The organism is Micromonospora sp. NPDC000121 (genome assembly GCF_042899165.1).
Lineage (GTDB): Bacteria > Actinomycetota > Actinomycetes > Mycobacteriales > Micromonosporaceae > Micromonospora.
Window position 1 is genome coordinate 479602 of the sequence record NZ_JBIAZP010000004.1, and the last position, 23606, is coordinate 503207.

The following is a 23606-nucleotide window of genomic DNA, read 5'->3' on the forward strand; positions in this document are numbered from 1 at the left end:
GAATCATCGGGCTCAGCGTTCTGGTGCCTCATGACGGCACGCAGCGAAGCGGAGTGCCGGCATGAGCGAGCGGAGCGAGCGAATCATCGGGCTCAGCGTTCTGGTGCCTCATGACGGCACGCAGCGAAGCGGAGTGCCGGCATGAGCGTGGTGCAGAGCGTCGACAACGTCGCGCTGCTCCCGGCGTACCTGGCCGCCGGGACGGCCGTGCTGGTGCTGCTCGCCGACCTGCTGTTCGCCCGCTCCCGGGTCACGCTGGCGACGGCTGCCGTCGGCGCGGTCGCCACGGCGGTCGGCGCGGCCGTGGTCGGTGCCGGGGACGAGCGGCGGACGTTCTGCGTCGGCCCCGACTGCTCGTACGTCTTCGGCGGCCGGGCCGCCCTCGTCGCCGGGGTCGTCGCCCTGCTCACCCTGGGAGTGCTCGCGCTGTCCGGGCCGCTGCTGCGGGCGGGGCAGTCGCCGACGGGGGAGTACTGCTTCCTGCTCGCCTGCTCGATGACGGGCGGCGTGGTGCTCGGCGCGGCCGGCGACCTGATCACCCTGATCGTGGCGCTGGAGACGCTCACCCTGCCGCTCTACGTCCTCGTCGGGTTGCGCCGGGGCAGCCTGGCCAGCGCCGAGGCGGCGGTCACCTTCTTCGTGGTCAGCGTGGTCGCCACCACGCTGACCCTGCTGGGGGCGGCGCTGCTCTACGCGGCCACGGGCGGGCTGCACCTGGGCCGGCTCGGCGCCATCCTGACCGAGCGGCCGGACGTGCTCGACCTGCCGTTGACCACCGCCGCCGTGGCGCTGATCGTGCTGGGGTTGGCGTTCAAGGTGGCGGCGGTGCCCTTCCACGCCTGGGCGCCGGCCACCTACGACGGCGCGCCGCTTCCGGTGGCGGCGTACCTCTCCACCGCCTCGAAGCTGGGCGGCGTGGTGGCCCTGCTCGCCGTCGTGCAGTACGCGCTGCCGGCCGACGTGACCGGCCCGGTGCTCGCCCTGCTCGCGGTGCTGACGATGACCGTGGGCAACCTGGTGGCGTTGCGCCAGCGGCGTACGGTCCGGCTGCTCGCCTGGTCGTCGGTGGCCCAGGCCGGCTACATCCTCGCCCCGCTGGGCGCGTTGGCGCTGGCTGCCGGGCGTACCGCCGATGCCCGCGCCGCCGCTTACGCGGCCGCCGTCGCGTACGCCGTCTTCTTCGTGGTGCTGGAACTGGCGGCCTTCGCGGCCGTGGTGGCGCTGCGCCCGGCGGGTGCGGACGGTGGCACCGTCGACGACCTGCGCGGCGCGGGCCGGCGGCACCCGTGGCGGGCGGCGGCGCTCGGGTTGGCGCTGATCGGGCTCGCCGGTCTGCCGCCGGGCCTCGCCGGTCTCTTCGCCAAGGTGACCGTGGTCCGTTCGCTGCTGGACGGCGGCGCGGGCTGGCTGGCCCTGGTGGTGGCCGTGAACGCGGTGCTCGGCCTCGCCTACTACCTGCGCCTCGCCGCCGCTCTCTGGGCCGCCCCGACCGCTGCCCCGACCGCCTCGCCCGCCCCGGCCGCCGGTCCGAGCGCCCCGGCCGGCGGAGACGCCACGCCGGGCGGTGCCCCGGCTCCCGCCGTCGTGCGGGCCGGGACGGTCGGCGGGGCGCTGGTCCTGGCGACCGTGGTGGCCGTGGTGATCGGCTTCGCCCCGCAACTCGTGCTCGACCTCGCCGCCCGCTGAGCGGCGAGGTCGGGCGCCACGCGGCCCGGGCGGCACGCGACGCTCAGGCGCCACGCGGGCGGCACGCGGCCCTCGGGCGGGGGGTTCCCGCCGCGGCCGGAGGCATGCGTGTCGGGCACTCCGGACATCCCAGGCAACTCACAGCCATGAGACGGATGGTTGACGGGTACCGGGTTGTTGAACCGGTCAGCGGATCCCGCGTGATCCGCGCACCGAAGGAGTGATCGTGCACCACAACCGTCTGAAGACCGCCGCGTTGCTCGGGCTGCTCACCTCGCTGATCCTGGCGGTGGGCTACTGGTTCGGCGGCAGTGGCGGACTGGTCATCGCCGTCGTCGTCTCGCTGGCGATGAACGGCGTCACCTATTTCTACTCCGACAAGCTCGCGCTGCGCTCGATGCGGGCGCAACCGGTCAGCGAGGCGCAGTTCCCCGAGCTGTACCGGATGGTCCGCGAGCTGGCCACCGAGGCCGGGCAGCCGATGCCGCGCCTCTACGTGAGCCCGACGTCCCAGCCCAACGCGTTCGCCACCGGGCGGAACCCGCAGCACGCGGCCGTCTGCGTGACCCAGGGGATCACCGAGATCCTCGACTACCGCGAGCTGCGCGGGGTGATCGGGCACGAGCTGTCGCACGTCTACAACCGGGACATCCTCATCTCCAGCGTGGCGGCCGGCCTGGCCGGCATCATCACCATGCTGGCGAACATCGCCTGGTTCATCCCGCTGGGCGGTGGCGACGACGAGGACTCCCCGAACCCGATCGTGCTGCTGCTCACCATCGTCCTGGGCCCGATCGCGGCCACCGTCATCCAGCTCGCGATCAGCCGCAGCCGGGAGTTCCAGGCGGACGCCTCCGGCGCCAGGCTGACCCGGGACCCGCTGGCCCTGGCCAGCGCCCTGCGGAAGATCCACATGGGCACCCAGCGTCGGCCGCTGCCGGCTCAGGGGCAGCTCACCAGCACCGCCCACCTGATGATCGACAACCCGTTCCGGGGCGGCGGCGTGGCCGCGCTCTTCTCCACCCACCCGCGGATGGAGGAGCGGGTCGCACGCCTGGAGCAGATGGCCGCGAGCGGCGGTCCGGTGCAGTTCCAGCGCTGAGGCGTTGATCACCTCTCCGCCCGTGTCCGGCGCTGCCGGGCACGGGCGGAGCGCTGTGTGAGCGCGTTAACCGTTCCGTTCCCAGGCCGGCCGGCGTTAGGGTCGGAGGGGGTTTCCGCTCATTACACTCCCTTGGAGGTCGACCGTGGCCGCACTGCGCCAGTACCTGGGCGTCTGGCGGATCCCCGGGGCACCGATGCTGCTGGTCACCGGCATCATCGGCCGGCTCGGGATCGGGATGACGCCGCTGGCGCTGCTGCTGGTCGTCGAGCAGGTCACCGGGCGCTACTCGCTGGCCGCCGTCGCCGGGGGCATCTACGCCCTGGCGGGCGCCGCCCTCAGCCCCGTGGCCGGCCGGATCGCCGACCGGATCGGCCCCAGCCCCGTGCTGCTCGGCACGGCGGTCGCCCATCCGCTCGCCCTGATCGGCCTGCTCTGGTCCGCCCGCGCCGACGTCGGCAACCTGGCGCTGGTCTTCGTGGCCGCTGGCGTGGCCGGGGCGACGTACCCGCCGCTGACCGCCGCGATCCGGGGCGCCTGGAACGACCTCACCTCGCCCGCGTCGGGCCGGCGGCACCTGCGCAACACCGCGCTCGCCGCCGAGACCACCCTCTTCGAGATCGTCTTCGTGCTCGGCCCGCTGCTGGTCGCCGGCTTCATCCTGGTCGCCGACGCCGGGGCCGCCCTGGTCGGTTCGGCCGTGGTGACCCTCGTCGGCACCACCGCGGTGGCGCTTGGCCGGGTGATGCGGGGCTGGCGGCCGCACCCGCACGAGCACCACACCAGGGGGCTCGGGCCGCTGCGCGTCCCCGGGTTCCCGGCGCTGCTGCTCTGCGTGGCCAGCCTCGGCATCGCCTTCGGCGCGGCCGGCGTGACCGTGCCCGCGTTCGCGACCGCCTACACCTCCGACGATCCGGACAGCCTCGCCGGCGTGCTGCTGGCCGTCTGGGGCGTCGGCAGCGCGGTGGGCGGGTTCTGGTTCGGCGTCCGCAAGCCGGCCCGGAACATGACCCGGCAGTTCGCGCTGCTGCTCGCCGCGGTGGCCGGCAGCTTCGCCGTCTTCGCGGTGATGCCCACCCCGGCGGCGCTGGGCGTCGCCCTGGTGATCGGCGGCGCCACGATCGCGCCCGCGCTCACCCTGGAGAACACCCTGGTCGGCCGGATCTCGCCGACCAGCATGCTGAACGAGGCGTACACCTGGGTGGTGACCATGTCGGTGGGCGCCAGCGCCGCCGGCGGCGCGGTGGCCGGCCTGATCGTCGACCACGCCGGCGGGGTGCCGTGGGCGTTCCTCTTCGCCGGGGCGGCGGTCGCCGTCGGGGCCGGGATCGCGGCCCTGCCCACCGGGCCCATCGCCCGCGCGGAGGCCACCGCGGTACGCGCCGAGGAACTCGTGCCCGCCTGACCCGCACCGCCGGCCGCCGGCCGCCACGGGTTGCTGGGGTGCCCCGGCCACTGGGGTGCCCCGGTCGCCCGCTGCTCCCGGTCGCCGCTCGCCCCGGTCTCCGGCTGCCCCGGCCGCCGGCCGCTCCGGTTGCTGGCGGTGCCCGGTTGCCGGCAGGGGTCAGCGCTGTCGCGTCATCCGGTCGGCGAGGCGACGCAGCGCCGGCGCGGCGGCGAGCAGCGCCTTGCGGTCGGCGTCGTCCAGGTCCGCCAGCGCGGCGCCGAGCAGGTCCCGCCGGTGCCGCCCGTACGCGGCCATCCGCTCCCGGGCCGCGTCGGTCAACTCCAGGCGGACGGTCCGCCGGTCGACCGGGTCCCGGTCCCGGCGCAGCAGCCCGGCGGAGGTCAGCTCGCCGACCAGCGTGCTGACCGTGTTGGCTGCCGTGCCCAGCCGCTCGGCGGCCTCGCGGACGCCGACCCCCGGCTGCCGCTGCACCAACCGCAGCACCTCCACCTGCGCGTCCGGCAGCGTGACGCGACCGGCCCGCTGGATGGCCGCCCGGCGCAGCACCCGGTGCAGGTCGCCGAGGGCTCCGCCGAGCTGGTCGACCGTCTCTTCCGTCACAAGGGCACTCTCCCCGCTTCAACAACTCTGTAGGCAGAGCTATCGTATGCGGGCCAGCCGCCACGAGGGGATCGCCATGCCGCACGCCACCGCGCCGCCCGTACGCCCGGACGAGCGCGTCGCCGCGCCGACGGTACGGGCCGCCGCGGTGCTGCTGGTGCTGCTCGGCACGATCACCGCGTTCGGGCCGCTCTCCCTGGACACCTACCTGCCGGCGTTCCCGGCGATGGCCCGCGACCTGTCCGCCAGCCAGGCGCAGATCCAGCTCTCCCTCACCACCTGCCTGATCGGCATGGCGCTCGGCCAACTCGTCACCGGCCCGCTCAGCGACCGCTGGGGCCGGCGCCGGCCGGTGCTCGTGGGCGTCGGCGCGTACACCCTGCTGTCGCTGCTCTGTGCGGCCGCCCCGTCGCCCGAGGCCCTGGCCGCGGCGCGGTTCGCGCAGGGCTTCGCCGGCGGCATGGGCGTGGTCGTCGCGCGCGCCGTCGTCCGCGATCTCTACGCCGGCCGGGACGCCGCGAAGTACTTCTCCCGGCTCACCCTGGTCTTCGGCGTCGCCCCGATGGCCGCGCCGGCCTTCGGCAGCCTGGTGCTGCGCTTCGGCTCCTGGCGTACCGTCTTCGTCGCCCTCGCGGTGATCGGCGCGCTGCTCGCCGCCGCCGTCGCGTGGCGGCTGCCGGAGACGCTGCCCGCGTCGCGGCGCAGCACCGGCGGCCTCGCCGCCACGGCCGCCGCCGGCCGCTCGCTCTTCACCGACCGGATCTTCCTGGGGTACGCGCTGGCGCAGGGCCTCGCCTTCGCCGGGCTGTTCGCCTACATCTCCGGATCGTCCTTCGTCTTCCAGGACGTCTTCGGCGTCTCGGCCGGCACGTTCAGCCTGATCTTCGGCGTCAACGCGCTCGCCCTGGTCGCCGTCGGTCAGGCCAACGCCCGCCTGCTGGACCGCTTCGAGCCCCGCAGGCTGCTGATCGGGCCGCTCGGGGTGGGGGTGCTGGCCGCCGCCGGGGTGGTCGCGGGCGCGCTGCTCGACGCCCTGCCGCTGGTGGCGGTGGCCCTGTTCGTCTTCGTCGGATCCCTCGGCATGGTGACGCCGAACGGCACCGCGCTCGCCCTGGACCGGCACGCCGCCCACGCCGGCACCGCCGCCGCCCTGCTGGGCGCGATCCAGTCGGTGGTGGGGGCGGCCGCGGCGCCGCTGGTCGGGTTGGGCGGGGAGGGCAGCGCCGTCCCGATGGCCGTGGTGATCGCCGGCGCGGCGGCCGCCTCCCTCGCCGTCGTCCTCACCCTGGCCCGCCCGCGCCGGTTCACGATGGCGACGAGCTCGGCCGAGGGCTGACCGCACGCCGCTCGGAGTCGGTTCCCGTCGGCGGTGGGTGGCGGCGTCAGAAGTTGAAGTCCCGGATCACGGCATCGCCCGAGGCGGCCGTCGTCACGAAGAACTCGACCAGCTCGGCGTGGTGCCGCTCCAGGCGGCCGAGGTCGTCGTCGTCCCACAGGCCGGGGTAGACCCTCGTCTCGGACATCCTCCCCGGGTCGAAGTGCCGGGCAAGTACCTCGAACGGCGTCGCGCTCAGGGCGTGAGCGGCCCCGGCGACCATGTCGTCGTCCCAGCCGAGGAGGGTGCACTCGTCGTCGATGGCGGCGCCGTCCTCGTAGAGGTCGACTCCCACCTCTGCCGCGTCCAGCAGGAACTGGAGGCCGGCCCAGGCCCTGTCGAGGCAGCAACCCGCCCGCTCCTCGTCGTCGACCACGTGCTCCGCCGCCCATTCCGGGTCCGCGAACGCCCGGTCCAGCTCCTCCGGGGTCACCCGGGTGAACGACAGCACACTGCCCATGAACCCACCACTTCCGCCTCGGCGACAGGACTGCGAAACAGATTCTCGGTCCTCCTGCCGTTGTCCGGGAAGCGGGTATGGGGGCCGGGTGTTGCTCCCGAGGTCGGCCGGAAGCTCACGGGGAAGCTGTGCGCGCCGGCGGAGCCTGTGATGGAGGGATGCGCCGATGCGCGCTGTCTGGTACGAGCGGCCCGGCCCCGCCGGGGAGGTGCTCCAGGTGGGGGAGCTGCCCGACCCTGAGCCCGGCCCGGGCGAGGTCCGGGTGCGACTGACCCGGTCGGGGGTCAATCCGGGAGACGCCAAGAAACGCGGCGACTGGGCGGGGTACGGGATGCCGTACCCGCGTGTCATTCCGCACAGCGACGGAGCCGGCGTCATCGACTCGGTCGGCGAGGGGGCCGACCCGGCCCGCATCGGCCGGCGGGTGTGGGTGTTCGGGGCGCAGTCCTACCGGCCCTTCGGCACCGCGGCCCAACTGACCGTCGTACCCTCCTGGCAGGCGGTCGACCTGCCCGACGGGGTCAGCGACGAGGTCGGCGCGTGTCTGGGCATCCCGGGGATCACCGCGCACCGGGCGGTGTTCGCCGACGGGCCGGTCGACGGCCGGACCGTGCTCGTGCAGGGGGTGCTCGGCGGCGTGGGGGCGCTCGCGGCGCAGCTGGCGAGCTGGGGCGGCGCGACCGTCATCGGAACGGTGCGCCGACACGGCGACCTGGCGCGGGTGAACAGCCCGGCCGTCGCGCATGCCGTCGCGCTGGACCAGCCCGATCCGGCCGGCGCCATCCGCGAACACGCGCCGGAGGGCGTGGACCGCATCGTCGAGGTCGCGTTCTCCGACAACGCAGACCTCGACGCCGCCGTGGCCAGGAACCAGGCGGTCATCGCCGCCTACGCCACCGGGCGCGAACGCCCCGACTTCCCGTTCTGGCCGATGCTGTTCGACAACGTCACCATCCGGCTGCTCGGCAGCGACGACTTCCCCGTAGCGGCCAAGCAGCAAGCTGCGGCCGACCTGACGACGGCCGCGCAGCAGGGTGCGCTGTCCGTCGCGATCGGTGACCCGTTGCCCCTCGAACATGCGGCGGAGGCCCACGACCGCGTCGACGCCGGCGCCCGCGAGCGGGTGCTGCTGGCCATTCCCGACTGATCCGGGCGGGCCGGGCGGCCCGGGTCCCGCAGCGCTGACCCGGGCCGCCGCCCAGGTTCCGCCGGCCCGACTCGGGCCGCCGCCTCGGTTCCGCTGCTCCGGCTCGGGCTGTCGCCTCAGTCTCGCTGGCTTGTTAGGACCGCCGCCCGGCCGTCAGCGCCATCCGGCGATGACCGATGACGGCCGGCGACGGTCGCGTCCGCCCGCGCTCACGCTCCGCCGCGCCGGCCCCGATCAGGTGGCGGCCGGCCCGCTCAGCGGTAGTTGGTGAACTGGAGTGCGACGCCGAAGTCCTCGCCCTTGAGCAGCGCGATGACGGCCTGGAGGTCGTCCTTCTTCTTGCCGGTGACCCGGAGCTGGTCGCCCTGGATCTGCGCCTGGACGCCCTTCGGGCCCTCGTCGCGGATCTTCTTGCTGATCGCCTTGGCCTTGTCCGAGTCGATGCCCTGGATGACCTTGCAGTCGATCTTGAAGGTCTTGCCCGACGAGCGCGGGTCACCGGCGTCCAGCGACTTGAGCGAGATGTTCCGCTTGACCAGCTTCTCCTTGAAGACCTCCAGCGCGGCCCGCACCCGCTCCTCGGTCTCCGCCTGGAGGCTGATCGCCTCCTCGCCCGACCAGGAGATCTCGGCGCCGGTGCCCCGGAAGTCGAACCGCGTCGCGAGCTCCTTCTCCGCCTGACGGAGGGCGTTGTCGACCTCCTGGCGGTCGACCTTGCTCACGATGTCGAACGACGGGTTCGCTGCCATGCTCATGCTCCTGCTGTCCGGCGGTTTGTGGTCCTGTGTCCCCCGCTGACCAGCGGTACGACCCCCTGACGGTACCCGGTTGCACTCGTGCCGGGGGGAACCGCTATCCTTGCTCTCGCTGCCGCGTTACGACGCGGTGGGGTGCCCTGGCGGGTTGCCCGAGCGGCCAATGGGAGCGGACTGTAAATCCGTCGCGAAAGCTACAGAGGTTCGAATCCTCTACCCGCCACCAGGAGCACCAACGGCCCCTGACCAGCAGGAATGCTGATCGGGGGCCGTTGTCGTTTGTCTGGCCGAGTCCGGCTGCGTCCAGCCGTTGACGACTGGTTGTGGGCAGATCGTGGGCGGGTCGATCTTGCCTTGAGCGCTCCTCTGGGGCTGCGCCTGTTGGTGTTGGCGGTGCTTGCCGGGCTGTCGCGGGCCGTGCACGTAGGGACCGGCTGAGGGCTCCGCGCTGGCGTATCGCTGGCTACGGGAGGCAGGCCGGGGGCAAGCCAGTCCCGGGGTTGGACTGGCGCGGCAGTCGGAAGCCCCGGCCCTCGACGAGGTCGACCCGTTCGGCTTCCGTACCGCCTGGCCGTGCTCATGCCGCTCTCGTGCATCAGCTGAGTTCGGGGGCGGCGGTCCGGCGGCAGTCGGTGGCTCTCCGCCCCGGCGCCGAAGGCAGCCGGGGCGGTTTGCCGCCGGCCGGCTCACCGCCCCCGCGCCGCGCGGAGCGCGGCGCCTTGATCTAGTACAGGCCAATTCGTCAACAGACCACATGTAGCAATCGCGGGTAGCGTCCGAGTCGACCCAGCCTAGGCGGAGAACAGACCACCACCAACCCTGGCCGTCACCGACGCTCACCACCAGCAGGCTGCAGACATGCTTGGGTAGTAGGGCTTTTGGTTTGACCACTCGATCGATCAGGATCAGCGTGCCGTCGACGATCGCGCACGTCAACTTCCGGAGGTGGGCCATGGCGGCGCGTGAGGCTGATAGCGGCACGTCAACCTTTGCCAGCACCCACCGCCCATGCGAACATGGGAGCTGCGTGCGGTCTGGCAGACTCTCTCCATGCTGACCGTCAACGTTGGACTACCCGCGCCGCGAGATAGCCGGGCGAGCCGGTTCGCCAGCGGCGGCAGCGCAGATCAGTCGGCTACGACTTCGCCTCCACCTGCGACCCGCCAGTTCGCACCTCGTCATCAGGTCAACCCCTCCGAAGATGAGCGGCTGATACGGCGGCTCGCGTCATGGTGCCGAGCCAATAGGCTGGAACCAATGCCTGAGTCTACGGTTCCCGGTCCTACCGAGAACGAACGAGGGTCGCTTGCCGCGCTGGGCGGCGTTGCCGGTGCGCTCCTCGAAACGGTCCCCGACCGTCAGGCACATCATCTACCGCCTGCGGTCCTCGCTTGGGTCGATTCCGCTCCTCGATTGAGCAAAGATCTCCTAGATGATCTACGGCGCAGCCTGGGTCGTGGTTCGGAACCCCTCGCGGAGGTATACGAACGGCTTGTTGCGGCCCCTCGCCGCCGCCCTCTTGGTACATTCTTCACGCCTCCGTCAATCGCGACCTACATGACGGACCTCATTAAGTCTCGTGCCTTGGACTTCGCTACGATCGCCGATCCAGGGGCAGGAGTGGGTGCGTTCACTCGGTCGGCGCTCGACGCATGGCCGAGTGCCCACGTACACGCGGTCGATGTCAACGTGGTGACGCTCGGCCTCTTGGCCGCGACGCCAGCAATCAGTTCGCACCTGCCCATGCGGCTGAGCTTGCACGATACCGATTTCCTGAAGTGGCTATCTACGGGGTGGCACCGAACCCCGGGGCCGCGACTTATCTGGGGAAACCCACCGTACACTAGACACCAAGGCTTAAACCGGGAGGTGAAACTCCGCGCCCGCAATGCCTCCCGGCACCTTGCGCCGGGCGGACGCGCAGGACTATCCACCTACTTTCTTGCTGCCTCTCTTGCAAACTTGGCGCCGCAGGACAGCCTATGCCTTCTGCTGCCGTCAAACTGGCTTGAGGCTGAATATGCCCAAGCTGTCCGAGAGTATCTGTGGAATGCGACCCGGCGTCCAACCGAGCTCCACATCTTTCCTCACGGGCTTAATCTGTTCCCGGTTGCTTCGGTTGCTGCCATGGTCATTTGGGTTGGGCCGGAAACAAGGCGGGAATCTCCGCTTCTTGTTCACCGGATCGACGGCCTATTAAGCTCTGGTTTTCGCACCGTGCGGGTCGAATCACACGAACGAGTGGGGACCCCTCCAAAGTGCTTCATGTTCGGCAAGAGGAAAACTGACCCTGCTAAGGTGCAGGAAAAAGCGGTGGAACTAGCCAGCTTTGCGCAGATACGACGAGGTGTTGCCACTGGCGCTAACCGCTTCTTCCTGTTGACTGATGCTCAAACGCGGCACCTGCCTCCGGGCACATTTGTTCCCGCAGCTACCCGTTTGCGAGACCTTGTCGGCGAGACACTCGACCATAAGACCCATGACGCGCTCGGGATGAGGGGCGATCGCCGTTGGCTCCTGTGGCTTACAAGGGAAGATGCGAAAGTGCCTACGGTAGCGCAACTGATTGAGCTGGGGGAGCTCAATCGCATCCACGAGGCGTACCTGTGCTCGAGTCGCGACCCTTGGTATGCCGTCGAGCGTATTCCGGTACCAGACCTGTTGTTCGGACCGATGGCGAAGGGGAGATTCCGGCTAATCCTCAATCGAGTCGCAGCCATTCCGACCAACACTTTTTATGGTATTAGGCTGCGGCGTCGCCCGGCTGATTTGCATTCGGTCGAGATCCTTGCGAACTGGATTAGGGGACCTCTCGGCCAGGAGGCCCTTTCGGAGCTTGCTCGGCAGCATGGTGGCGGCACGCTCAAGATCGAGCCGCGGGACCTAGCTCGGCTTAAGGTGCCCGCTGAGATCGCAGGCCGTCTGGACCCAGCGTAGCGACGACGCTACGCTCAACAGGTCGTCGGAAGGAGCGGGTGTTGAGGCAGCGGGAGACCCAGGAGCAGTTTGGCTTCTCGGTAGACACCCATCTCTTCAGAGAGCTGGGTGAACTTCTCGTGGGCCGCGATAGCACTGCCTTGATCGAGCTGATCAAGAACGCGTACGACGCGGACGCATCCGTGGTCGTGGTCCGTGGTGAGCGGCTGCGGCACGACGACGGATACATTGTGGTCAGGGACAACGGTGTCGGTATGACGCCTGACATATTCCGAGGTGCATTCCTGCGTATCGCAGGACGCTATAAGGAACGGGGGAGCCGGAAGAGTCCCGAATACGGCCGCCAGTATACGGGCGCGAAGGGGGTCGGTCGGCTCAGCGCACACAAGCTTGCCAGACGCCTTGTTATCAAGTCCACGCCCAAGCCGCGGGCTGCAACAGCCACTGATCGCCGTGGCGTTCGTGCCGTGATCGACTGGGAGCGCGTCGAGAACGACTATGAAACTATCGACGACGCCAAGAACGGCATAGACGTTGTTACCTTCGATGCCCGTAATGAGCAAGCGCAGGGTACCGAACTTCGGTTAGAGAAGTTAAGAAGGCGCTGGACCTCCCAGGCACTGGTGACCTTCGTCGCGCAGGTTGCTTCGTGCAGACCGCCCTATGACCTTGTGAAAGAACCCCCTCAGAAGCTCTTTAGCCCTGAAGCGTTTTTGAGCGATCTAGCCGTCTCGTCTAAGACTGAAAAGGATCCGGGATTCCGCATCAAGTTCGAGGGCGACCTCAATGCAGGCGAGGACCTCTGGCCGCAACTCCTCGAACAGGCAGACTGGCTACTTGAGATTTCCGCACGATCAGACGGTGTTCGTTTCAATATCCAGCCGTCGCTGGCGCAGCGGGCCAGCGACCAGGAGTTGCGCTCGTATAAGCTTCGGCGCGAACATCCAGACCCAAAGAGCGGGCCGTTTTTCTCGGCAAGGATTTACGCTCGAGTTGGATCAATCGGTGGAATCGGCGAGAGAGCCGCATCGCTTCAAAAGTTCGCAAGGGCATCGCGTGGGGTGCGCGTCTATGTTGAGGGCTTCCGCGTGCTTCCTTACGGCGATGGTGGTGATGACTGGCTTTACCTTGACCGGGACTACTCACGACGCGAGAGAAGCTTTGCGGACCCAAAACTAGACGACGCATCGAATCGTCTCCTGGAGCCGATTAGTACCGAAACTTTTTCGATTCAGGGCAACGACCAATACGCCGGCGCCGTCTTTATGACCGGAGAAGATGCGGCTTCGTTGCGCCCAGTGGTTAACCGCGAAGGCTTCGTCCAAGATGCGGCGTTCGAGACGCTTCGCGAGCTGGTTCGTAACGGTATTGACCTGCTCACGCGCGTTCGCGCCGCCCACAGAAGCGCCGCCAAGGAACAGCGACAATTTGCGCTAAAGCAGAACCTGGAGCGGGCTGTATCTTCACGCGGTGCCGAGACGGAAGCTGCACGCCCTGACGTACAGGAGAGCCTTGCGGCCGGCCCTTCGGCCGAACTTAGCGTCAACGACGACATCAGAATGTCGATCTCAGTGACCCGTCGGCAACTGAAAAGCTTGCATAGTGAACTGGGCGATAGGTCTGAGGCGAGTGCACGGCTAGAGATCATAGAACGAGCAATTGACTATATCGAAGAAGCCCAAAAGGGTGATGAGGGTCGGGCTACCCTTCAAATCCTTGCCGGTGTGGGATTGCAGCTTGCTGCCTTCGTTCACGACATCAATGGAATTTTAGGGCTTGCCCAGTCCATCCGTGCGCTAGCTGAGGCGGCTCGACGGGAAGAGAATGCAACACAGCGCAAATCACTTCTCAAGGATCTCGAGACAGCATCCGACGAGCTCGTGCAATCCCTTGCTCGCCAGAGTAGCTATTTGGTTGAGGTCGTGGGCCCAGACGCGCGAAGGCGAAGGCGTCGCCTGCCGTATGCCCAGGCGATTGAACCGAGCCTGCGTCTGCTTACCGCCTCGATCAGGGACCGCGATATCGAGGTGTCCCAGCAGCTCGATCGTTCGGCAAGGACACCGCCGATGTTTCCGGCGGAAATTACAATCACAATGACCAACGTCCTCACCAACGCAGTCAAGGCGGCGGGAGACAAAGGCCGGATTCTCATACGAGCAGAGCCCTCTAACGACGGGGGGCTTATTCTGCGAGTCGAAAATACGGGCGTACGGGTTGACCTTGCCACAGCGGAGCGCTGGTTTAGGCCGTTCGAGTCAACAACGACCGACGTCGACACCGTGCTGGGCCAGGGCATGGGCATGGGTCTACCGATTGTGCGGCGACTTCTCGCTGAGTATAACGGGAGTGTACGGTTCGTTGCGCCGTCCCCCGGATATGATACGGCGATTGAGATACGAGTTCCGGGTCGGAGGATAGGCAATTGAGCGCGATCACCCCTCGGGTTCTTGTGATTGATGACGAAGTTAAGAAGGAGGAGTCAGTTGCCGCCGGCCTGCGTGCGTCCAATCTTGAAGTTGATGTACGCGCTCCCGATGCGGTAACGCAGCTCGACATCGGCTCCGCTGATGTGATCGCGATCGACCATCGCTTCGAATGGTCGACTCTTTCACATCCGTCGGAGTGTCTGTATTGGCCACGTGATGGTCTAGCGATAGCAGCCGTGGTCACGGGCCACTTGCGTAAACTAGACCATCACGCCGCGGTAGTCCTCCGTACGGGCGAACTTCCTACACTTGCGGACGGACTCCCCGTGGAAATTCGGAAGCCCGCGATCGCGTCCCAATACGGTCTGGACTGGGTCCTCAAGAAGGAGGATCTTAGGATTGCGGACCAACTTCACAGTATTGCAGAGGCGGTTGATGGACTTCGACCTCTAATTGCGGATCCTTTGCGGTGGAATGAGGGCAAGGGATGGCTGAATTTGCCCGACGCGAAGTGGACTGAAGGCGCGTTGGCGGACGTTCAGGTATGCAACCCCCCAGAAAATACGGTAGCTGCTTACACCGCCGGCACTGCATGGCTCAGATGGTTCGCACATCGGATTCTGCCTTTTCCGACGTTTCTCCTCCCCAAACACTGGGCCGCAACCCTTCTCCGGCTCGACGTCGTCGAATTCGACGCAATCCTCCAAGAATCGTCCCCGCTCTCGGCCGCGCTCTATGAGTGTTTGTATACGGGCCATCTGGCAGCATTAAGCGATGCACGTTGGTGGCGAGCAGGTTTGGACGCACTGGTTGATGATCTACTGATGCGGGCATCGCCGGAGCTCGACGAGGCGGCAGCTCTCGCGGAGCAAATGACAGAGATGCACGGGCGGCCCCTGCAGACCCTTAGTATGGACGTCCCTGTTATGACGATTGACAGTGACTACGCCGCAATGGATGTTGCAGACGCCTCTAGCTGTGTGCGCCTAGCGCCGGACTTTTGGCCGGTTTTCGCTCAGGAGCCCTGGGCTCGGTTCGACGAGCTCCAGGATGACCCAGGTCTGTATCGAATGGTAGCGCGAGGCGATAGGCGGCGAGCAGGGGCAGGAATCCACAGTGACTGAGACAGCGTCTTTCCCGACGAAGCTGATCGCGTTCGACACTGGCCCGCTTCTGTGTTTCGGCGGCATGCCCGGGGGGATCCGATTTATTCGGAAGAGATACCACCAACGCATGCGTTGGACGGAGGCGGTGGCGAACGAGATCGCACATCACGCGCAGAGAGCCCCCTCAAGTCGCCGCAACGTTGAACTTGCCGACGCTGCTAAGCCATGGATCGGACGCGAGAGGAGTGCGCTCGGAGAGCCGCATGTATGTGAGGACCGCGCAGAGGTTGACAAGATGCGGGATCTTGTCCGAGCGGCGCAGCGGGAATCGTCAGTAGGAGATACGGACCTCGGCGAGTCGGAGACTCTGGTGTTTGCCCAGGAGACGGCGTCGGTTGCCCTGATTGATGAGAACCCTGCACGAACAGTGGCTGATGATCTAGGAATTCGTGCACATAGCACCGTAGATGTCTTGATTGCGGCACTTCAGGAGGAGGCGATCACGCGGGTTGAGTTAAGAAGTATGTGGGAGCAACTTAGCGATAAGGGGATTACTGGGGGACTCGTTTTGCCGATGGACAGGGGGCAATTGAGACGGTGGCCGACCCCTGCACCTCGATAGCCCTAGCTGCTCTACATGGTTAGGCAGGTGATCGACATCGAGGACGAAGCGAGACAGATGGTGAACCGCCTCGTGTAGGCCGACGGCGACCAGGGGCGGGAGATGAACGGCGACGGCGTGGCAAATTCGCCCGCCAGAGGCACTGCGGCTCACGTCCTGGTTCTCATCGCCGATAGACGTCGGTCCGCACATGTACCCCGTACCACGGAGGCAGCTCGACGGACCACACACGCCATCCGCCGTCGTCCTTGTGCAGCTCCCACCGCCGCACATGGTCGTCACCCGCGAGCAGGTGCGGGCCGTCCCACCATGCCGCGCGTACCTGCTTTGCCACCGTCGCTCGATTGTCGCCCTAGTGCTCGATAACACTCGGCCCCACGCTCTCCAGCTTTGACGGTGTGCGCTCTGAGCTGGTCATTTCGGCGTGGTCGTCGCGCCCCTGCTGGTGCAGCTCGCCGTGGCGGGGTCCGCCTAGCACCCGCGACAGGCGCAGCTCCTCACCAGCGCTGAGGCTGCTCCCGCACGTCGTTCCTCCCTGAGAGGAAGCAGCGAAGGCCGGGATGCTCGATACTGCGGACGTAATCTGGAGTCGATGGTGGGGACTAGCTAACGTCGTAGTAATCCACTACCGACTCGACTCGGGAGCCAGACCGACGGATCTCCCGTCGGGTCCGCAAGCGCGTCCCTTCTGGAACATCCAGTACTGCAGCCAACTCCTCGTCTACCTCTCGTTCGTGCCAAGTATTCGTAACGGTGCTATCCACGCTCTGCGAAGCCTGCGGGGAGACGTACGTTCCTCGTCCGTGGGCTGTTACTAGCAGACCCTCATCTCGCAGGATCGCCATGGCCTGTCGCACCGTCCCCCGACTTGCTTTGAACTCGGCGGTGAGCGCGCTTTCGGCTGGCAGGAGGACGCCGGGCGGGATGGCGCCGCTTTCGATGCGTCTCCTCAGCTCATTGGCGATTGTGCGATAGCGGGGCTGTCCGTAGTGCGGGGTGGGCACACGCTCACCGTACCTGGCACTTGTCTTACCAAGTGCCAACCGCGTGACCCGTTTCGGCGTATGGACAACACGTCCACTTGTAGGTACGTTTCCCGGTGTGCGGCCAGAGTGACGGCCTGTATCAGGGGTGGTGCCATGCCGGCCCTGGTCGCATCTGACGCGCGGCGTCCTGTCGGGCCGGTTGCGGTAGCCGCGCGTACAAGTTGGCTCGGCGATACCCGACCCGTCTGCGTCGGACGGTGCGCCGTGCCTTCATCCGGGCCGGTGGCCGGCCGCATTCCCCCGTGGCTGGCCACCGGTCCCCGCCTATCTGTGGAGGTGCGATGTCCGGCTCTCATCGTCGGCGCCGCTGGTTCTCGTCCTGGCGATTCTGGAGGCGCCCGCCGACCCTGGCCGCCGGCAGTACCAACGCTTTGTCGAGTCCACGCCCGGCTTCTGTCCCGACCTCGCAACGGTGGTCCGCGGGGCCGACGCGGGAGTTGCCCGCGCTGCGGTACGCGCCACTGATGACGCGGGCGCAGGCCTACCGCGGCAACAGCGGGAGGTGGCCCCGATGAGCCGCATAGGCAAGCCGGCGAACGTCACGAGCCACCCGGACTGGTGCGCCCCGGATCGCTGCGGCCACCTGGTGCCGCCGCTGATGACACACATGGCCCGCCGCCATCGCGGGCCGATGCACCGGGTCGGTGACACCCGGGCGGGCGGGCTCATCGTTACGTACCTCATCGGTGCCGATGCCCGGACGCCCTTGATCGCGGTTCATGCGACGTGCCGGGCCGGGAACGCCTGGGCGGAGTTGCCGCTGCCGCAGGTTGCCCAACTGGTCGAGCAGCTCCGCGGGCTTATGAAGCAAGCTGGCGGCCACCAGGGGGCCGACGATGAGTGAGGGCGAACCCATGATGGAGCGGCCGTCGTCGTCGATCGTGTCGGTCGTGTGCCCGATGTGGTGCCGGGGCTGTGGACCGAACGACCCGATGCACCGGGGCTTCCCGTCCACCATCGGGCGGGAGCGGACCGGCTGGGTCAGCGTTCAACTGCTCGTCGATCGGTTCGCGCGCCGGGACCTGGCCGTGAAGCTCGACGCGACCCGCTACGGCGCAACGCAGACGGTGCTCCTGTCGCCGGCGCAGGTGGACCGGCTCATTGACGAGCTGACGCATGCCCGCCTGGTGATGCTGGCACCGGTTGGTCGACACGAACGGGCGGGGGAGACACGGTGAACACCAGCAGCCGTCGGGGCGTAGCTGCCTCTCGTGCTTCCGGCCCTCGCCGTCCGCAGTCGCCGCGAGCTGCGGTAATGGTCCCTCCGGTTCCCGAGCGGCCTGCTGGGGGGACCACCTGGCAGACGTTGGAACGTCTAGGGGGTACGGTGACCGGTGTGCATGGCCGGGACTGGCGCCCTCGCTACCTGCAACTCGCGGAGGAGTTGCGGGCGAAAATCATGAACGGTGAGCTGGCACCGGGCACGCTGATGCCGAGCGAGACCGAGCTGGCCGAGTCATCTGGCCTGTCCCGTACCAGCGTGCGCAACGCGATCCGGCAGCTCCGGGAATGGGGCCTTGTCCGGGCCGAGCAGGGGCGCGGCACCTACGTGCGGGCACCCCGCCAGCGGGTACGCCGTCGCAACACTGAGCGGTACCAGTGGGAGAAGGATCGGGTCCTGCTCGACGAGACCGAGCGGCTGAAGACCGGCGCCACCGAGCACGACACCGGCCTGACCGTCGACGACCTCAAGTTCCACGCCGAGTACTCCCGCGTAAACGCCGACGACGAGATGGCGGCGGCCTTGCAGGTCGAGCCGGGAACGCCGCTGCTGCGCCGGGTCTACTGGACGTCCTCCAAGCACGAGAACGCGCCGCTGACGGTGTCCTACTCGTACCTGCCGTACGAGCTGGTGGCCGCGAACCCGGACCTGCTCGACGAGGCTAAGGAACCGTGGCCGGGCGGCACGCAGCACCAGCTCTACACCCTCGGCATTGAGCTGGACCGGATCGACGATGAGGTCCGGGCACGTCCGCCGTCACCGGATGAAGCCGAGCTACTGGACATCGATCCGGGCGTCTCCGTGCTTACGGTGCGGAAGACCTCGGTTGACACCACGGGCCGGGTCGTCGAGGTCGCGGACGTCGTGATGCCGGGTGACCGGACAGAACTCGTCTACTCCAGCAAACTCAAGCGGTGGAGAACTTGACCCAACTTGTCTCGGTCATCACCCCGGTCCACGCGCCCAGCATCGAGCACCTTGCTGGCGCCTACGAGTCGTTGGCCAAGCAGGAGATGCCCGCCGGGTGGGACTGGCAATGGCTTGTCCAGGAAGACGGGCAGACCGGCGCCCTGGTCGACGCGCTGCCCGATGATCCTCGGATCAGCCTCGGCACCGGCCGTTCCGGTGGACCTGGGGTGGCCCGTACCCTTGCGCTGGCCCGGGTGTCGGGGGATCTCATCAAGGTCTTGGACGCTGATGACCAGCTGACCCCCGGTGCGCTGGCCCGGGACATCGCCGCGTTCACCGCGCATCCGCAGATCGGCTGGACCACCTCGCGGGTACTCGACTTGCTGCCTGACGGGTCAACCGCCGGATGGGAGAAGGACCCGGCCGGCGGAGTCGTCGCCCGCGGCTCCGTCCTGTCCTTCTGGCGCGCCAACGACTACCGGGCATCGGTGCATCCGGCGACGCTCTGCCTGCGGCGGGATCTCGTCTTCGCCCTGGGCGGCTGGATGGCCCTGCCCGCCTCCGAGGACACGGGCCTCCTGCTCGCCGCGAACGCAGTCAGTGAGGGCTACTTCACCCGGGAGTACGGCCTGCTTTACCGAAAGTGGCCCGGCCAAGTCACCAGCCAGGCTGCGCACCGGGAGCCGACCGAGTATCAGGGGCGCATGAAGATCATCGAGGCCAGAGCTGACGCCCTGGCCTCGATGCTGCCCAACGGTCTGCCGCTCACGCCTCCGGCGTAGCCTCATGCCCCGGCACGCCATGGGTGCGGCGTCGCTGCTTCATCTCCGCCTCGTAGATGTGCCGGCGCCCGCCGGCCAACTTCTCCCGCGCGTCCCGCTCGATCTCCTGGAACGCGGCGTAGTAGCCGTCGTCGAACTCCTCCACGATCTGGAAGGTCCACCGGCCCGGTAGCACGTTGCGCCCCAACAGTTCGTGCTCGACCCGGTCGGCCATCGCGTCGTGTCTGGCCTCGCGGAGCAGCTTCACCACCCGGTCGAGGGTGAGATCCGCGCCGCCGACGAGCTGGTGCGCGGAGTACAGGTGACCCCGCACTCGGTGGATCGTCTCCAGCGCCTTACTCAACTCGCCTAGCGCCTCGACGGTCGTGTCGTCCACGCCCGCCGGCCGCGAGTGTCCTTCGTCGACAGCCTGGCTCCCCTGCTTATCCGCCATGGCGGTGCCTATACCCAGTGGCGAGAGCTTAAAGCGTGGGGCTGCGGAGTGCGTCAGCGCGAATGGCGCAGCTACAGGAGATGCCGGTCCTGGTCAAGGAGCCACGCGGTACCTCAAAGAATCGCCCTCCCAAGATCAGAGTTTGGCGTCAATTCGAGGAGTGTCGCTTGCAATTATTCCCGCCCGTATGGCTATGATTCTTTCCGAGTCAGACTCGACCGACCTGCGACGCGCAAGCAGTCCGGTCGCCTCCTCAACGTCGGAGGCGATTCGTTCATGTCGCCGCGAGGAGGTGGAGTATGACCAGGTCCCCCAAGAGGCCCAGGCCCCGCAAGGCGCGGGGTCGGGTCCGTAGGAACGATTCCTGCCGGCGTCGCCGCCTGGTGGACGCGCTCAGCTGGTTCTTTAAGCTCAGTACGCCCATCATGGCATCGCTGATCATGGAAATGTTCAGGGATGGGGATGGGGGCCGGCCCACCTAGTTGGTTAGGTAGGCCGACCGCCCGATGGGCTCCCGCCTTCGCTTCCTAGGGCACGGCGGGGGCCCGTTCCTGCATGGGAACCTCCCGCTCTTCACGACAGGTCACCACATCTTCGGTGGAAGCTCGATGCGTTGAACGTGCAACGCACCTCAACTTCCAAACCTCAGCTTATAGAAGTGCACTCTACACACGTCACACATGGCGTTCTATGCACGCCACACTTGCAGTATCTACTGATCTACTTACTTGTTGGCTTCTGTTGCAGCTTTCCGATCACCGGTTTGAATCGCGCGACCGGAGCGCTGGATTCGCATCCAGCTTCCGCGCGTGCAATCCGATACCACTAGCAACTCTGCTTGCAAGCAAGTTTGCTAGCAAGCCCGCCTCCTTGCAAGCTTCGCCGTCGCTCGGGCGCAGCTGAGGGCGGCCCACCAGTGAGGGGCCAGGTAGGCGATCGCTAACGGCATTCCCGGGGCCCACGAAGGTTGTTGACTTGTCTGCCAAGTGCCGTCTACCTTGGAGCCTCAACTTGGCAGACATGCCAACAACCTGGAGGTTGAGCGATGGCTCTGCGTGGCGGTACGAGGTTCGCCGTGCGTTGTGAGGACGTGTTCCCGGCGGGGTGCGCGTTGGTGCCCGAGTCGCTGGGTGAGGTGGAGGACTACGACGAGAAGACGGGTCGGCGGTCGCCGGCGAAGGACAAGCTGACCGGCCAGCGGGTGTGGCAGGTGCGGGTGATGGACCTCGACCCGGAGCTTGGCAAGCGCTCCCGGGAGACGACGGTGAAGATCTCGGCGGACTACCAGCCGGTTCCGCCGACGGGCGCCCCGTTCGAGGCGGTCGAGTTCGAGGGCATGACGGTCACGCCGTACGTGTCGAACAACGGTCGGATGGCGTACTCGCTGCGGGCGACCGGGATGCGTGCGCCGGCGGGCGTGGCCAAGAAGGCGGCGGCGTAGCCGCATCAGGTGGGGGCGGGGCTGTCAGGTCTTGGCGGACGGCAGCCCCGCCCTCTGTCTCTTTCCCTGCTCTGTCGAGAGAGGTAGTGACGTGTCCAAGCGTAGGCGTTCGGCTGCCCCGGCTCAGCCTCGGTGCGGCGTCTGTCAGTCCCGGTTCGACCCGGCCGGCGGCGCGGCTGACCGCTGCCCGCTCTGCGTCGGGCAACTCGTTCTTCCCCTTCCTCCGGTCCGGGACTCGTCGGGTCGGTTCGTGTCGCTGCGGGGTGCGCGATGATGCGCCGGCCGCGTGGCGAGGTGGTGATGACGACCGCCGGGGATCTGATGGTGATCCGGCCAAAGCGGTTCGAGCTGCCGATGTGGGTGGTCGTGCTCGGCCTGGTGCTGCGCTGGCTCGCCCGGGGCTGCTGGTGGTGTCTGCGCCACCCGGTCACCGTGGGCCTGGCCGTGCTCGCCGTCGTCCTATACGCCGATCACGGCTGGGCGGGCCTGGTCGTGCCGCTGGTCCTGGCGTCGGCGGTGTCGGCCGTGTGGCGGTGGCGGGACGAAGCGTCCTGGTGGCGATGGTGCGCCGGGCCGCTGCTCGGCCGGTTCCGTCAGGTCTTCGTGTACCGGCGGGCGTGGCGTGAGGCCATGACCCTGTGCGGCCTCGCCGAGACGTACGACCATCGGGCGGTCCTGCCCGAGCTGCTGCGCGTGCGCTCGGATCAGGCCCTCGACGTGCTGACCATCCGCATGGTCCGCGGGCAGACCCCGGCCGACTTCCAGAAGGTCACGGCGAACCTTGCATACGCCTTCGGCCGGCGGCACGCCCGGGTGTACTCCGAGCGGCCCGAGGACCCGCCGACCCGTACCGGCTACTGGGCGCTGGTGCTGGGGTTGGTGGACCGGGTGCGGTTCCGTGACCGGCCGACCGTGGTCTACCTGGTGCTCGTCCGCACCGACGCCCTGCGGCCGGTCGTGGCGCCGTTCGACGCTCCGGCCGTCCCGGACTTCACCGCTCTTCCCCTCGCGCGGCGGGAAGACCTGGGCACATGGTCCCTGCACCTGCTCGCCACGCACGTCCTCATCGGCGGGGCCACCCGGTCCGGCAAGGGCTCGGTGCTCTGGTCGCTGGTTCGGTCGCTGGCCGGCGGCATCACCTCCGGCCTGGTCCGCCTCTGGGTGATCGACCCCAAGGGCGGGATGGAGTTCGCCATGGGCCGGCCGCTGTTCGCCCGGTTCGCCTGCAAGTCCTTCGAGGCAATGGCCGACCTCCTCGACGAGGCCGTGACGGTGATGCGGGAACGACAGACCCGGCTCGCCGGAACCGTCCGGGTGCACACCCCGACCGAAGCTGACCCCCTGGTCGTGGTCGTCATCGACGAGATGGCCGCGCTCACCGCGTACCTGCAAGACGTCGACCTGCGAAAGCGCATCGCAGGATCGCTGGGTCTGTTGCTGTCCCAGGGTGCCGGGGTCGGCGTGCTGGTCGTGGCCGCGTTGCAGGACCCCCGCAAGGAGGTGCTGCCGTTCCGGGACCTGTTCCCGACCCGGATCGCGCTCGGCCTGACCGAAGCGGCACAGGTCGACCTCGTGCTGGGCGACGGCGCACGCAACCGGGGCGCCCTGGCCGACCAGATGCCCAGGTGGGCCAAGGGTGTCGGCTACGTGATCCTCGACGGCACCCCCGAGCCCCTGCGCGTGCGGTTCTCGTACATCACCGATGACCACATCCGCGACCTCGCCCGGGAGTACCCGGCCCCGGCCGACGCGGCGGACATCCTCGCCCAGGTCGGCCGGGAGTCGGCCCCCGAACCGGTCCGGCCTTCTTTGCCCCGGCCGCGTCGCGGGCCACTGCTGCCCGACGCGCTGCGCAACATCCTCGACACCGACGGAGGTGAGCCGCGGTGACCGCCCCGACCGACAGCCGGCGCTTTTACCGGCTGCGCGCACCGAACCCGACCGGCCCGACGGCGGTATCCGTCCGCGTCGACCCGGACCGGCCCGACCCGTACCCGCTCTATCTCGCCGTCGGTGGCGGCCGGCGCCGCATGTACCTCACTCCCGACGAGGCGTGGGCGCTGTGGCGCTGCCTCTCCGAAGCGGTGGCCTCCCTCGGCGACCCGCCCGACCACATCCGCACCCGCGTCATCCCGGCCCGGAGGTAACC

The 23606-nt window shown here is 68.1% G+C and carries 20 protein-coding genes, 1 tRNA gene and 1 pseudogene; 17 read left to right on the top strand and 5 right to left on the bottom strand.

Going from position 1 to position 23606, the window contains the following annotated elements; genetic code table 11:
* Positions 1-141: 141 nt before the first annotated feature.
* The 3 genes from ACFY23_RS15745 to ACFY23_RS15755 all read left to right on the top strand — a co-directional run bounded on the left by ACFY23_RS15745 (position 142) and on the right by ACFY23_RS15755 (position 4193).
* The gene (locus tag ACFY23_RS15745) at positions 142-1686 is read left to right on the top strand and encodes an NADH-quinone oxidoreductase subunit N (protein WP_350685024.1); all 1545 of its coding nucleotides are present in this window, start codon (positions 142-144) and stop codon (positions 1684-1686) included.
* A 226-nt stretch (positions 1687-1912) separates the two neighbouring features.
* A complete protein-coding gene (gene htpX / locus ACFY23_RS15750) occupies positions 1913-2788 on the top strand; it encodes a zinc metalloprotease HtpX (RefSeq protein WP_350685025.1) in 876 nt (291 codons plus the stop codon).
* Positions 2789-2933: 145 nt separating this feature from the next.
* Positions 2934-4193, top strand: a complete 1260-nt coding sequence (locus ACFY23_RS15755; protein WP_350685026.1) for an MFS transporter — start codon at positions 2934-2936, stop codon at positions 4191-4193.
* 159 nt (positions 4194-4352) lie between these two features.
* On the opposite strand, the gene ACFY23_RS15760 is transcribed toward ACFY23_RS15755, so the two are convergent.
* On the bottom strand, positions 4353-4796 hold the full coding sequence (locus ACFY23_RS15760; protein ID WP_350685027.1) for a MarR family transcriptional regulator: 444 nt from the start codon (positions 4794-4796) through the stop codon (positions 4353-4355).
* A 76-nt stretch (positions 4797-4872) separates the two neighbouring features.
* On the opposite strand from ACFY23_RS15760, the gene ACFY23_RS15765 reads away from it, so the two are divergent.
* Entirely contained in the window at positions 4873-6132 is a 1260-nt protein-coding gene (locus tag ACFY23_RS15765; protein WP_387036481.1) for a multidrug effflux MFS transporter, read from the top strand.
* 46 nt (positions 6133-6178) lie between these two features.
* On the opposite strand, the gene ACFY23_RS15770 is transcribed toward ACFY23_RS15765, so the two are convergent.
* Entirely contained in the window at positions 6179-6631 is a 453-nt protein-coding gene (locus ACFY23_RS15770; RefSeq protein ID WP_350685029.1) for a YfbM family protein, read from the bottom strand.
* 166 nt (positions 6632-6797) lie between these two features.
* Between ACFY23_RS15770 and ACFY23_RS15775 the strand changes: the two genes are divergently transcribed.
* Complete coding sequence (locus tag ACFY23_RS15775) at positions 6798-7778, top strand: NADPH:quinone reductase (protein WP_350685030.1); 981 nt, start codon at positions 6798-6800, stop codon at positions 7776-7778.
* Positions 7779-8032: 254 nt separating this feature from the next.
* On the opposite strand, the gene ACFY23_RS15780 is transcribed toward ACFY23_RS15775, so the two are convergent.
* Complete coding sequence (locus ACFY23_RS15780; protein WP_350681660.1) at positions 8033-8527, bottom strand: YajQ family cyclic di-GMP-binding protein; 495 nt, start codon at positions 8525-8527, stop codon at positions 8033-8035.
* Positions 8528-8675: 148 nt separating this feature from the next.
* On the opposite strand from ACFY23_RS15780, the gene ACFY23_RS15785 reads away from it, so the two are divergent.
* The 5 genes and pseudogenes from ACFY23_RS15785 to ACFY23_RS15805 all read left to right on the top strand — a co-directional run bounded on the left by ACFY23_RS15785 (position 8676) and on the right by ACFY23_RS15805 (position 15020).
* Positions 8676-8759, top strand: a tRNA-Tyr gene (locus ACFY23_RS15785).
* A gap of 1517 nt (positions 8760-10276) precedes the next feature.
* Positions 10277-10582 (top strand): annotated as a pseudogene (locus ACFY23_RS15790) (Eco57I restriction-modification methylase domain-containing protein); the annotation flags it as partial.
* A gap of 216 nt (positions 10583-10798) precedes the next feature.
* Complete coding sequence (locus ACFY23_RS15795; RefSeq protein WP_350681658.1) at positions 10799-11470, top strand: hypothetical protein; 672 nt, start codon at positions 10799-10801, stop codon at positions 11468-11470.
* A gap of 41 nt (positions 11471-11511) precedes the next feature.
* The gene (locus ACFY23_RS15800; RefSeq protein WP_350681656.1) at positions 11512-13896 is read left to right on the top strand and encodes an ATP-binding protein; all 2385 of its coding nucleotides are present in this window, start codon (positions 11512-11514) and stop codon (positions 13894-13896) included.
* Entirely contained in the window at positions 13893-15020 is a 1128-nt protein-coding gene (locus ACFY23_RS15805) for a hypothetical protein (RefSeq protein ID WP_350681654.1), read from the top strand. Before ACFY23_RS15800 ends, ACFY23_RS15805 begins: the two co-directional genes overlap by 4 nt.
* 1206 nt (positions 15021-16226) lie before the next feature.
* On the opposite strand, the gene ACFY23_RS15810 is transcribed toward ACFY23_RS15805, so the two are convergent.
* Positions 16227-16628: a GntR family transcriptional regulator gene (locus ACFY23_RS15810; RefSeq protein ID WP_350681652.1), complete on the bottom strand. Its 402-nt coding sequence runs from the start codon at positions 16626-16628 to the stop codon at positions 16227-16229.
* A 553-nt stretch (positions 16629-17181) separates the two neighbouring features.
* On the opposite strand from ACFY23_RS15810, the gene ACFY23_RS15815 reads away from it, so the two are divergent.
* From ACFY23_RS15815 to ACFY23_RS15830, 4 genes are all read left to right on the top strand, one after another.
* Positions 17182-17514 (top strand): hypothetical protein, encoded by a 333-nt coding sequence (locus ACFY23_RS15815; protein ID WP_350681650.1) that lies wholly within the window; start codon positions 17182-17184, stop codon positions 17512-17514.
* Positions 17507-17848 carry a precorrin-4 C11-methyltransferase gene (locus tag ACFY23_RS15820; RefSeq protein WP_350681648.1) on the top strand — a complete coding sequence of 114 codons (342 nt, stop codon included), beginning with the start codon at positions 17507-17509 and terminating at the stop codon, positions 17846-17848. Before ACFY23_RS15815 ends, ACFY23_RS15820 begins: the two co-directional genes overlap by 8 nt.
* Before the next feature lie 149 nt (positions 17849-17997).
* The gene (locus ACFY23_RS15825; protein ID WP_350681646.1) at positions 17998-18819 is read left to right on the top strand and encodes a GntR family transcriptional regulator; all 822 of its coding nucleotides are present in this window, start codon (positions 17998-18000) and stop codon (positions 18817-18819) included.
* A complete protein-coding gene (locus ACFY23_RS15830) occupies positions 18807-19583 on the top strand; it encodes a glycosyltransferase (RefSeq protein WP_350681644.1) in 777 nt (258 codons plus the stop codon). Before ACFY23_RS15825 ends, ACFY23_RS15830 begins: the two co-directional genes overlap by 13 nt.
* On the opposite strand, the gene ACFY23_RS15835 is transcribed toward ACFY23_RS15830, so the two are convergent.
* A complete protein-coding gene (locus tag ACFY23_RS15835; protein WP_350681664.1) occupies positions 19567-20028 on the bottom strand; it encodes a hypothetical protein in 462 nt (153 codons plus the stop codon). The genes ACFY23_RS15830 and ACFY23_RS15835 overlap by 17 nt on opposite strands.
* A 1033-nt stretch (positions 20029-21061) precedes the next feature.
* Between ACFY23_RS15835 and ACFY23_RS15840 the strand changes: the two genes are divergently transcribed.
* The 3 genes from ACFY23_RS15840 to ACFY23_RS15850 all read left to right on the top strand — a co-directional run bounded on the left by ACFY23_RS15840 (position 21062) and on the right by ACFY23_RS15850 (position 23604).
* Positions 21062-21457 carry a transcriptional regulator gene (locus tag ACFY23_RS15840; RefSeq protein WP_166456973.1) on the top strand — a complete coding sequence of 132 codons (396 nt, stop codon included), beginning with the start codon at positions 21062-21064 and terminating at the stop codon, positions 21455-21457.
* 273 nt (positions 21458-21730) lie between these two features.
* On the top strand, positions 21731-23347 hold the full coding sequence (locus ACFY23_RS15845) for an FtsK/SpoIIIE domain-containing protein (protein WP_387036221.1): 1617 nt from the start codon (positions 21731-21733) through the stop codon (positions 23345-23347).
* Positions 23344-23604, top strand: a complete 261-nt coding sequence (locus ACFY23_RS15850; protein ID WP_350681642.1) for a hypothetical protein — start codon at positions 23344-23346, stop codon at positions 23602-23604. The genes ACFY23_RS15845 and ACFY23_RS15850 overlap by 4 nt, the downstream gene beginning before the upstream one ends.
* Positions 23605-23606: the final 2 nt, after the last annotated feature.